Origin of the sequence: Pseudoduganella rivuli (assembly GCF_009674485.1) — a bacterium.
In the GTDB taxonomy this organism is placed as follows: domain Bacteria; phylum Pseudomonadota; class Gammaproteobacteria; order Burkholderiales; family Burkholderiaceae_D; genus Rugamonas; species Rugamonas rivuli_B.
Window position 1 is genome coordinate 1 of sequence record NZ_WKJJ01000047.1, and the last position, 10,796, is coordinate 10,796.

Sequence of the window (10,796 nt, forward strand, 5' to 3'; positions counted from 1 at the left end):
CATCCCGAACAGGACCGTGAAACGACTTTGCGCCGATGATAGTGCTGCAACCAGTGTGAAAGTAGGTTATCGTCAGGCTAGTTATATAGAAAAACCCCGCTGAGTTAGCTCTTGGCGGGGTTTTTTGCTTTGGCAGTCCGCAGCAAATAATCAACTTGGTGAAAGATTTTCATCTCAGCGGTCAATTCATTTCATCCGGCTGCGGCGGTTTTTGCGCCGATGACCGTCTTACACTTCTCCTCGACATTACAAAAACCACCTTGTGGAGGAGCACATCATGCAGTCATGGACTCAAATCTATACGCCGCTCGGCAGCCTCTGGCTGTCCGCTTTGGCCGCCGCAGTTCCCATCATTTTCTTTTTCCTCGCGCTGGCAGTCTTGCGCATCAAGGGCCACGTAGCGGGCGCCATCACACTGGCGCTCGCGCTGGTGGTCGCCATCTTTGCGTATGGCATGCCGGTACCGCAAGCGCTGGCTGCCGCCGGCTATGGCTTTGCCTACGGTTTGTGGCCCATCGCGTGGATCATCATCACGGCAGTTTTCCTGTACAAGGTCGTCGAGCGCACGGGCCAACTGGCCATCATCCGCGCGTCGATCCTGGCCATCACGGATGACCAGCGTCTGCAAATGCTGCTGATCGGCTTTTCGTTCGGCGCCTTCCTTGAAGGTGCGGCCGGCTTCGGTGCGCCGGTGGCGATCACCGCCGCCTTGCTGGTGGGCCTGGGCTTCAATCCATTGTATGCGGCGGGCATGTGCCTGATCGCGAACACGGCGCCGGTGGCCTTCGGCGCGATGGGCATTCCCATCATCGTGGCAGGCCAGGTGACGGGCATCGACGCGATGCATATCGGCGCGATGGCCGGCCGCCAGTTGCCGCTGTTGTCGCTGTTCGTGCCATTCTGGCTGGTGTTCATGATGGACGGCATGCGTGGCGTGAAAGAAGTGTGGCCAGGCGCGCTGGTGGCGGGCGGCAGCTTCGCCGTGACGCAATATTTCACGTCGAATTTCATCGGCCCGGAACTGCCGGACATCACGTCCGCGCTGGTCAGCCTGGTGTCGCTGACGGTATTGCTGAAAGTGTGGCAGCCCGCAACCGAAAAGAATGCCGCACGCGGCACGGTGAACATGGGCGGCGCCGCCGCGCTGTCCGGTTTCGGCGGCGGCAATGTTGCAGGACCTGTCAGTGGCCGTACCCGTTCTCCTTATACGCCAGCGCAAACGATTCGCGCCTGGGCGCCGTTCGGCATCCTGACCGCCATCGTGACGGTGTGGAGCCTTCCCGGATTCAAGGCCCTGTTCGCGAAAGGCCCGCTGGCATGGACGGTCTTGAAAGTACACGTGCCCTTCCTCGACCAGATGGTCATCAAGACCATGCCTATCGTGACCGCGCCCAAGGCATATGAAGCGGTCTATAAACTCGATGTGCTGTCCGCGGTGGGCACGCCGATCCTGCTGACCGGCATCATCTCGATGATTTTGCTGGGCATGAAACCAGCCGATGGCGTACGCGCTTTCAAGGATACCGTGGTGGAACTGCGCCGTCCCGTGCTGTCGATCGGCCTGGTGCTGGCCTTCGCGTTCGTCGCCAACTATTCCGGCATGTCGTCGACATTGGCCCTGGTGTTGGCCGGTACCGGCGCGGCATTCCCGTTCTTCTCGCCATTCCTTGGCTGGCTGGGCGTGTTCCTCACTGGCTCCGACACGTCATCGAATGCCTTGTTCTGCTCCCTGCAAAACACGACGGCGCACCAGATCGGCGTGTCCGACACGCTGATGGTCGCCGCCAACACCACGGGCGGCGTGACGGGCAAAATGATTTCGCCGCAATCGATCGCCGTTGCTTGCGCCGCCACCGGTCTGGTGGGACGTGAATCGGAACTGTTCCGCTTCACGCTGAAACACAGCCTGCTGTTTGTCGTCATCGTCGGCGTGATGACGGTGCTGCAAGCATATGTATTCCCCGGGATGATTCCGCATTAGAATGCCTTAGCATTGCTGCACAACGCCCGTGCCAATGTGGACGGGCGTTGTTGCGTTTTGACCGGCACTTTCAGAGGACCGCCATGCCTAAACGATTCCCACCTGTTCATGCGCTGGCCGCGTTCGAAGCGGCCGCCCGTTCCGGCTCATTCGCAGTGGCGGCCAACCAGCTTTGTATTACGCCATCCGCGCTGTCGCACCGCATCCGCTTGCTGGAAGAGTTCGTCGGCGACCGCCTGTTCATCCGCGATGGGCGTGCGCCGACACTGACGGCGTTCGGCCGCAGCTACCTCGACGTGGTATGCGTGGCGTTGCGCACGCTGACGGACTTTCCGCTGCCAAACAAGACTTCCCCGGCGCAGCCGCGCATCAAGCTCACGGTGCCGCCCACGTTTGCCCGCTGCCTGTTGATGCCGCGCCTGGCCGGCTTTACCGAAGCGCATCCCGACATCGTCGTCGACGTCTTCCTGTCCGTGCCGTTGTACGACTTGAGCCTGTCCGAATCCGACCTGGAAGTGCGCTTTGGCGCCGGCAAGTATCCCGACCTGGAAACCGTGAAGCTGCTGGAGGAGCCGGCGTTCCCGGTTGTCAGTCCCGCATATCTCGAACGCATCGGCGGCCTGGCCAGCCCGGCAGATTTATCGAAAGCCAGGTTGCTGCGATCCGCATTGGAACCGTGGAAGCCGTGGTTCGACGAAGCGGGCCTGGACTGGCAGGAGCCCACGACCGGGCTGCGTGTCGACGATCTGGGCTTGTTGCTGGAAGCGGTGCGGCATGGCCATGGCGTCGGCCTGACCCGCAAGCACTTCGCGCAGCAAATGATCGCCGACGGCGAAGTGGTTGAGCTGTTCGACATCCGTCTCGCAACGCCGCCGCACGCGTATTACGTTGTCTACGAGCCCGCCGCACGCGCACGGCCGGAAGTGCAGCTGTTTATCGACTGGCTGCTCGCCACGTACAACAGCGCATGAAAATTATCGGATGCAGCGGTTAATTCTTTTCACCGCTTGAGCGGGCGGCCTGCCGCTACACTGGATTCAGTCAAACACATTGAGTCCAGCCGCCATGAATGCGCCCAGCCAGCAACCCTTATTGACAGCGGAACGCCAGCGCGCCCTCGTCGCTGAATTGCGTGCGGTGCTGCCGCCGCACTGCCTGTTATTCGACGAAGAAGATACCCGGCCTTATGAATGCGACGGCCTGACGGCTTACCGCCAGTTGCCGCTGGCGGTCGCGTTGCCGGAAAACGAAGCGCAAGTGGTGGCGGTGCTGAAGGCATGCCGCAAGCTGCAAGTGCCCATCGTGCCACGCGGTGCTGGCACCGGCCTGTCCGGTGGTGCGATGCCGATTGCCGAGGGTATCGTGCTGTCCACCGCGAAGATGAGCCGCATCGTCGCCATCGACGCCCATGCACGCACCGCCACCGTGCAGCCGGGCGTACGCAACCTGGCGATATCCGAAGCGGCGGCAAGCCACCAGCTGTATTACGCGCCCGATCCATCGTCGCAGATTGCCTGCACCATCGGCGGCAATATCGCGGAAAACGCGGGCGGTGTGCATTGTCTGAAATATGGCCTCACCTTGCACAATGTACTGCGCGTACGCATGGTGACTGCCGATGGCGACGTCGTCGAACTGGGCGGGACGGCGCCGGATGCGGCGGGCCTGGATTTGCTGGCCGTCTTCATTGGTTCGGAAGGCATGCTGGGCGTGGTGACGGAAGCCACGGTAAAGCTGACGCCGAAACCGTCGCTGGCCCGGGTCATCATGGCGTCGTTCGACGACGTGGTGCGCGGCGCCGATGCGGTCGCCAGCGTGATTTCCGCCGGTATCATCCCGGCCGGCCTGGAAATGATGGACCGCACCAGTGCGCGCATGGTGGAACCATTCGTTTGCGCCGGCTACGACACGGAAGCTGCCGCCATCCTGCTGTGCGAATCCGACGGCTTGCCGGAAGAAGTGGACGAAGAAATCAGCCGCATGCGCGACGTACTGGAGCGCTCCGGGGCAACGGCCATTGCCGTGTCCCGCGATGAAGCGGAACGCTTGCGCTTCTGGTCCGGCCGCAAGAATGCCTTCCCTGCCGCAGGCCGGATCTCGCCCGACTATTACTGCATGGATGGCACCATCCCCCGCCGCAAGCTGGCGGAAGTCCTGACGGGCATCGAAGCGCTGGCCCAGGAATATCAACTGCGCTGCGCCAATGTATTCCATGCGGGCGACGGCAACCTGCACCCGCTGATTCTATTCGACGCCAACCAGCCAGGCGAATTCGAACGCGCCGAGCGCTTTGGCGAAGCGATCCTGTCGCTGTGCGTGGCGGCGGGCGGCACCATTACGGGTGAACACGGCGTCGGCGTGGAAAAGCTCGATTCGATGTGCGAGCAATTCACGGTCGACGAAATCGCCGCATTCATCGCCGTCAAACGGGCGTTCGACCCTGCGCAGCAACTGAACCCGACCAAGGCCATACCGACACTGGACCGTTGCGCGCAATACGGCAAGCGCAAGGTCGATGGCGGCCGTTTCCGGTTCGCCCAATATGCGAGGCACTATGGATGACATGTTGAACACGTTCCGCGAGCGCGTGCTGCGCGCCGCGCAGGAAAAAGCGCCGCTGCGCATCCGGGGCGGCGGCAGCAAGGACTGGTATGGCAACCTGCCGCAAGGAGAGTTGCTGGAAACGGCGGATCACCAGGGCATCGTCAGTTATGAACCGACCGAACTGGTGATCACTGCGCGTTGCGGCACGCCGCTTCGCGATATCGAATCCGCGCTGGCCGGGCAAGGGCAAATGCTGGCGTTCGAGCCACCCCATTTCAACATGGACGCCACCATCGGCGGCGTCGTGGCCAGCGGTCTGGCTGGTCCGCGCCGCCAGGCTGCCGGCGCCGTGCGCGATTTCGTGCTGGGAACCACACTGATGGATGGCCGCGGCGAAGTGCTGCGCTTTGGCGGCCAGGTCATGAAGAACGTGGCGGGATATGACGTGTCCCGCCTGCAGGCTGGTTCGCTGGGCATGCTGGGGCTGATCCTCGACGTGTCGCTGAAAGTGTTGCCGCGCCCGCAGCTGGAAACCACGCTGCACCTGGAGCTGGATCAGGAAGAAGCATTGCAGCGCATGAATGTGTGGGCGGGCCAGCCATTGCCGCTGTCGGCCAGCGCCTGGCATGCCAATGTGCTGACGGTGCGCCTGTCGGGCGCGCAGGCCGCGGTCAATGCCGCGGTCCGCCGTATTGGCGGTGACGTGCTGGCCGCCGACGCGGCTGATACGTTCTGGCGCGACTTGCGCGACCAGCGCCATGCTTTCTTTACGCACGATGCCGGTCCGCTGTGGCGGCTGTCGGTGCCGACCGTTGCGCCGGCGCTGGCGCACCAGGGGGCGCAATTGATCGAATGGGGCGGCGGCCAGCGCTGGCTGCGCTCCGGCGATGCGCCCGAATCCCTGCGCGCACTGGCTGCACGGCATGGCGGACATGCGACCTTGTACCGTGGGGGCGCGCGGGAACAGGGTGTATTCCATCCATTGGCGCCTGCCATCCACACCATCCACCGCAACCTCAAAAACGCATTCGACCCGGCCGGCGTCTTCAATCCGGGCCGCATGTACCAGGACCTGTAACCATGCAAACCACACTTGCCGCCCAATACCAGGGCACACCGGAAGGACTGGAAGCGCAGGATATCCTGCGCCAGTGCGTTCATTGCGGCTTCTGCACCGCCACCTGCCCGACGTACCAGTTGCTGGGCGATGAACTGGATGGCCCGCGCGGCCGCATTTACCTGATCAAGCAGGTGCTGGAGGGCGCCACGCCCGGACCGAACACGCAACTGCACCTGGACCGCTGCCTGACGTGCCGCAACTGTGAAACCACGTGCCCGTCCGGCGTGCAGTATGGCCGCCTGCTGGATATCGGCCGCCACCTGGTCGACCAGCAGGTGCCCCGGCCTGCCGCGCAGCGTGCGGCCCGCACCTTGCTGCAGGAAGCGTTGCCCCGCAGCTGGCTATTCAAGCCTGCCATGAAAGCCGGCCAGTGGCTGCGGCCCGTCTTGCCTGCCGCGCTGCGCGGCAAGGTGGCGCGGCCCGCGCCGGCAGGGCAGTGGCCCCGTTCCAGCCATGCCCGCAAAATGCTGCTGCTCGATGGCTGCGTGCAGCCTTCGATGGCGCCAAACATCAATGCTGCCACAGCGCGTGTACTCGATGCACTGGGCGTCGAACTGGTGGTGGCGCCGAAAGCGGGATGCTGCGGCGCGATCCGCTATCACTTGAACGACCAGCAGGGCGGCCTGGATGATATGCGGCGCAATATCGATGCATGGTGGCCGCTGGTGGAAGCGGGGGCGGAAGCCATCGTCATGACGTCGTCCGGTTGTGGCGCAACGGTCAAGGATTACGGCCACCTGCTGCGCCATGACGCCGCATATGCGGACAAGGCGGCCCGCATTTCCGCGTTGACCAAGGACGTCAGCGAAGTGCTGTGCGGTTTCCAGGATGCGCTGGCGCAGCGGGCCGACAGGGAACGGGCGCACAAGGTCGCCTATCACCCGCCGTGCACGTTGCAGCACGGTCAAAAGATACGGGGCAAGGTGGAGGAATTGCTGCGTGCAGTCGGTGTCGACGTGCGGCTGTGCGCGGACAGCCATTTATGCTGCGGCTCGTCAGGCACCTATTCGCTGTCGCAACCGGAATTGTCCGGCCAGCTGCGCGACCGCAAGCTGGCGGCGCTGCATGCGACGGGCGCGGAGCGCATCGTGTCCGCCAACGTGGGATGCCAGAGCCATTTGCAGGCCGGGACCGATCGGCCGGTCGAACACTGGATCGAGTTGCTGGACCGGCTGTTGCGTTAGCCGTTAAAGGTTCGCTGCATCGGCTGCGGCAACCCGGCTGGCGACATAATCGATGTGCGCCTGCATGGCCGCTTGCGCTTCGTCCGCCCGGGCGCCGCAAATGGCCTCGCAAATGGCGCGGTGCTGCAGCAGCAAATGCCGGCTCACATCCGGCGCCTGCGCCCGCAGGCTGCTGCCATTGGCGGTGATATGTTCGCGCAGCATGCCGATCACGCTGGCGTGTAAATGCAGGAACATCGTGTTGTGCGATGCCAGCGCAATCGCTTCATGCAGCCGCGCATCGGCCACCGCTTCGCCGGGCTGGTCGTCCGCCTGGCGTGCCTGTTCCAGCGCCGCCAGTTGCGCGCGGATGCGCTCGCGGTCTTCGTCCGTGCAGCGCAGCGCCGCGAAATAAGCGGTGGCCCCCTCCAGGACACGGCGGAATTCCAGCACATCGTCGCGTACTCCAGGGTGCTCCGCGATCAGCTGCCCCCACGGGGAGGGCGACGCTGTCCCCGTGCGCAGCTGCTCCGTTACATAGACGCCGGCGCCATGGCGGCTGCGCAGCAGGCCCCGTGCCGCCAGCCGCTGGATCGCTTCGCGTACTGTATTACGCGACACGCCATAGTTTTCCGCCAATATCCGCTCGGCAGGCAGCCGCGCATGGGCGGGATAGGTGCCGTCCAGCAGCGCCGTTTCAATTTGCCGCATCACGTTTTCCACCCGGCCCGCGTCCTGTTTCATACTGTTCCCCCTTGGGAAGACAGCATACCAAAAATTGGTCCAACCAATTTGTGCCTGGGAAAAAATGCGGCAATGATGGGCGAATACGAAAGCACCGCGGAGACCTTACCATGCAACCTCGCCAGTACCCGGCTTCACCGCCGTCCGATGTTTATTTGTTCGGCACCTGTGTCATTGACTTGTTCATGCCGCAAGCGGGGCTGGATGCCGTGCGCCTGCTGGAGCGGGAGGGCGTGACCGTCCATTACCCGCGCGGCCAGAGTTGCTGCGGCCAGCCGGCCTACAGCAGCGGCAATCCGGACCAGTCGCGCGACGTGGCGCGCTCGCAGATGGCGCTGTTCAGGGAAGACTGGCCCGTGATCGTGCCGTCCGGTTCGTGCGCGGGCATGATGCGCCACCACTGGCCGGAACTGTTCCACGACGATCCGGCGCTGGCGCAACAGGCGCGCGCGCTGTCGGAGCGCATTTATGAATTGAGCGAATTCCTGCTGAACGTCCTGCACGTGCAATATCCGGCGCAGCCGCAAGCCAATGAAGACGTGGTGCTGCACACGTCGTGCGGCGCCCGCAGGGAAATGGGAACTCGGATGCACGGCGTCGCGCTGGTCGATGATTTGCCCGGGGTGCGCCGACTCGAGCACGTGCGCGAATCGGAATGCTGTGGCTTTGGCGGCACTTTTTGCCTGAAGCACCCGGATATCTCGGGCGCCATGGTGGCGGACAAGGTGGCGTCGGCCTGCGCGACAGGCGCGAGGCGCGTGGTTTCCGCTGATTGCGCGTGCCTGCTGAATATCGGCCATGCGGCAAAGCAGAGCGGGGCGCCTTTGGTCGTCGAGCATATGGCCAGTTTCCTGTGGCGCCGTGCCAATGGGCTGGCTGCGGGCGAGGAGGGACAGCCATGATGAATGCACGTGAACGGATGCTGGGGCGCTTGCGCGCCGCCGCGCCCGCGCCATCTCCTGCCGGCGCCATGCGGGAACTGGATGCGCGGATTGCTGCGCACTATGACGGTCCCCGTCCGGATGCGGCTGCACTGGTCGACGGACTGGAAAACGCGCTGCGGGGATCGCGCGCCGACGTCTGGCGCGCGACGGCCGCCGAGTGGCCTGCGCAACTGGCGGCCAGGCTGGCGCAGCATGGCGTGAAGCGTTTGCTGCTCGATCCGTCCCGCGCGGAAGGCGCCGCGTTGCACGGCGCGTTGGAGGGGGGCATTGAAGCATTGCCATTCAATGGTCCGCTGGAAGGATGGAAGGGCGAATTGTTCAACACCGTGGATGCGGGATTTACTATGGCCCGGTCCGGCATTGCCGCCACCGGCACGTTGATCCTGGAGCCGGATGCGGGGACGCCGCGCACGGTATCGCTGGTGCCGCCGCTGCATGTCGCGCTGGTGTATGCCGATACGCTGCACGCGACGCTGCATGACGCGGCGCGCGATGAGCGGTGGCGCGACGGCATGCCAACCAACCTGGTGCTGGTATCGGGACCGTCGAAAACATCGGATATCCAGCAAACCCTCGCATTTGGCGCACATGGTCCGCGCTGGATGTGGGTCATCATCGTGACGGGAGAACAGCCATGACCGGGCAAACCATGCACTTCGTTGCACCGGAAGACTTTCACCAGCGGGCCCGCGCCGCGCTGAACGACCCCAAACTGCGCGCCAGCTTCCGTGGTGCGATGGATTTCCTGCAAACGAAACGCAGCAGCCAGTTCCCGGATGCGTCGGAGCTGGAACATTTGCGCGACCTGGGTGAAGCGATCCGCCAGCATGCGCTGGCCAACTTGCCGCAATTGCTGGTGCAGCTGGAAGAGAAGCTGACGGCGGCCGGTGTGCACGTGCACTGGGCCGAAACGGGCGACGAAGCCAATGAAATCATTTTGCGCATCGCGCAGCGGCGTGGCGCACGCACGGTCATCAAGGGCAAGTCGATGGCCAGCGAAGAAATCGAGCTGAATCACTACCTGGGTGAGCGGGGTGTCGAATGCATTGAATCGGACATGGGCGAATACATTGTGCAGATGGCGGGCGAAAAGCCGTCGCACATCGTGATGCCGGCAATTCACAAGACGCGCGAGGAAATCGGCACCTTGTTCGAGCAGCACATTCCCGGCACGACCTACAGTGACGACGTGGATACGCTGATCCAGACCGGGCGGCGCGCGTTGCGCACGGCATTTGCGGAAGCCGATATCGGTTTGTCCGGCGTGAATTTCGCGGCGGCCGATACCGGCACGATCTGGCTGGTGGAAAACGAGGGCAATGGACGGCTGTCGACCACGGTGCCGGATGTGCATATTGCCATCATGGGCATGGAAAAAGTCGTGGCGAAGCTGGAGCACATCGTGCCGCTGGCCAGTTTGCTGACGCGCTCCGCGACGGGGCAGCCGATCACCACGTACTTCAACCTGATCTCGGGTCCCCGCCGCGACGGGGAGCTGGATGGGCCGCGCGAAGTGCATCTGGTGTTGCTGGATAACGGCCGCACGCAGGCGTATGCGGATGAACAGTTGCGCGCGACGCTGCAGTGCATCCGCTGCGGCGCGTGCATGAATCACTGTCCTGTCTATGCGCGCATTGGCGGCCATGCGTATGGCACCACGTATCCGGGGCCGATCGGCAAGATCATTTCGCCCCACTTGCTGGGACTGGAAGCGACGGCCGACCTGGCGACCGCGTCGAGCCTGTGCGGCGCGTGCGGCGAAGTGTGCCCGGTGCGGATACCGATTCCCTCGCTGCTGGTGCGGCTGCGCACGGAGGCCAACCGGAATCCCCATGAACAGGTTGCCCATCCGCTGAAAGGGCAGGGGGCGAAGTTCAGCCGTGGTGACAAGCTGGTGTGGCGCTTCTGGAGTGGTGCGTTTTCCCACCCCACTGTTTATAAGCTGTTCCGCTGGGCGGCCACGCGGTTCCGCACGCTGACGCCGTCCGAGCAGTTGGGCTGGACGCAGCACCGCGCGCCGCTGAAACCGGCGCCCCGCAGCCTGGCCGATTTGATGCGGGAAAAGAATCAGCCGGAATAAGCCCTTGCAAGCCGCGCAGCGGCTTGCTATAGTTCTGTCCCCGCAGCGCTGCGACAGATCAACGAAACAGCGTAGCAGGATGAAGTAAAGACGAGGGGTTGACGAATATCACGAAACACTAGATAATCTCGCTTCTCTGCTGCTGACGAACAAAACGCTTCGTCGAATACGAAAAGTAAGCAGCCTTCTTTAAAAATAAACAGTCGATAAGTGTGGGTGT

The 10,796-nt window shown here is 63.5% G+C and carries 9 protein-coding genes; 8 read left to right on the forward strand and 1 reads right to left on the reverse strand.

The window, feature by feature from the left end; genetic code table 11:
• Positions 1–277 precede the first annotated feature (277 nt).
• The 5 genes from GJ700_RS34385 to glcF all read left to right on the forward strand — a co-directional run bounded on the left by GJ700_RS34385 (position 278) and on the right by glcF (position 6,829).
• Positions 278–1,981 (forward strand): lactate permease LctP family transporter, encoded by a 1,704-nt coding sequence (locus tag GJ700_RS34385; protein ID WP_154382676.1) that lies wholly within the window; start codon positions 278–280, stop codon positions 1,979–1,981.
• Between the two features lie 83 nt (positions 1,982–2,064).
• Entirely contained in the window at positions 2,065–2,952 is an 888-nt protein-coding gene (locus GJ700_RS34390) for a LysR substrate-binding domain-containing protein (RefSeq protein ID WP_154382678.1), read from the forward strand.
• A gap of 94 nt (positions 2,953–3,046) precedes the next feature.
• The gene (locus tag GJ700_RS34395) at positions 3,047–4,543 is read left to right on the forward strand and encodes an FAD-linked oxidase C-terminal domain-containing protein (RefSeq protein WP_154382680.1); all 1,497 of its coding nucleotides are present in this window, start codon (positions 3,047–3,049) and stop codon (positions 4,541–4,543) included.
• Positions 4,536–5,603, forward strand: a complete 1,068-nt coding sequence (glcE, locus tag GJ700_RS34400; protein ID WP_154382682.1) for a glycolate oxidase subunit GlcE — start codon at positions 4,536–4,538, stop codon at positions 5,601–5,603. Before GJ700_RS34395 ends, glcE begins: the two co-directional genes overlap by 8 nt.
• 2 nt (positions 5,604–5,605) lie before the next feature.
• Positions 5,606–6,829, forward strand: a complete 1,224-nt coding sequence (gene glcF, locus GJ700_RS34405; RefSeq protein WP_154382684.1) for a glycolate oxidase subunit GlcF — start codon at positions 5,606–5,608, stop codon at positions 6,827–6,829.
• Positions 6,830–6,832: 3 nt separating this feature from the next.
• Here the strand turns inward: glcF and GJ700_RS34410 are convergent, their stop codons facing one another.
• The gene (locus GJ700_RS34410) at positions 6,833–7,552 is read right to left on the reverse strand and encodes a FadR/GntR family transcriptional regulator (RefSeq protein ID WP_229507412.1); all 720 of its coding nucleotides are present in this window, start codon (positions 7,550–7,552) and stop codon (positions 6,833–6,835) included.
• A gap of 110 nt (positions 7,553–7,662) precedes the next feature.
• Between GJ700_RS34410 and GJ700_RS34415 the strand changes: the two genes are divergently transcribed.
• Genes GJ700_RS34415 through GJ700_RS34425 form a run of 3 tightly spaced genes read left to right on the forward strand, consistent with a single transcriptional unit; the run spans position 7,663 to position 10,576 of the window.
• Complete coding sequence (locus GJ700_RS34415) at positions 7,663–8,454, forward strand: (Fe-S)-binding protein (RefSeq protein WP_154382686.1); 792 nt, start codon at positions 7,663–7,665, stop codon at positions 8,452–8,454.
• The gene (locus GJ700_RS34420; RefSeq protein ID WP_154382692.1) at positions 8,454–9,134 is read left to right on the forward strand and encodes a LutC/YkgG family protein; all 681 of its coding nucleotides are present in this window, start codon (positions 8,454–8,456) and stop codon (positions 9,132–9,134) included. The genes GJ700_RS34415 and GJ700_RS34420 overlap by 1 nt, the downstream gene beginning before the upstream one ends.
• On the forward strand, positions 9,131–10,576 hold the full coding sequence (locus GJ700_RS34425; RefSeq protein WP_154382688.1) for a LutB/LldF family L-lactate oxidation iron-sulfur protein: 1,446 nt from the start codon (positions 9,131–9,133) through the stop codon (positions 10,574–10,576). Before GJ700_RS34420 ends, GJ700_RS34425 begins: the two co-directional genes overlap by 4 nt.
• Positions 10,577–10,796 lie beyond the last annotated feature (220 nt).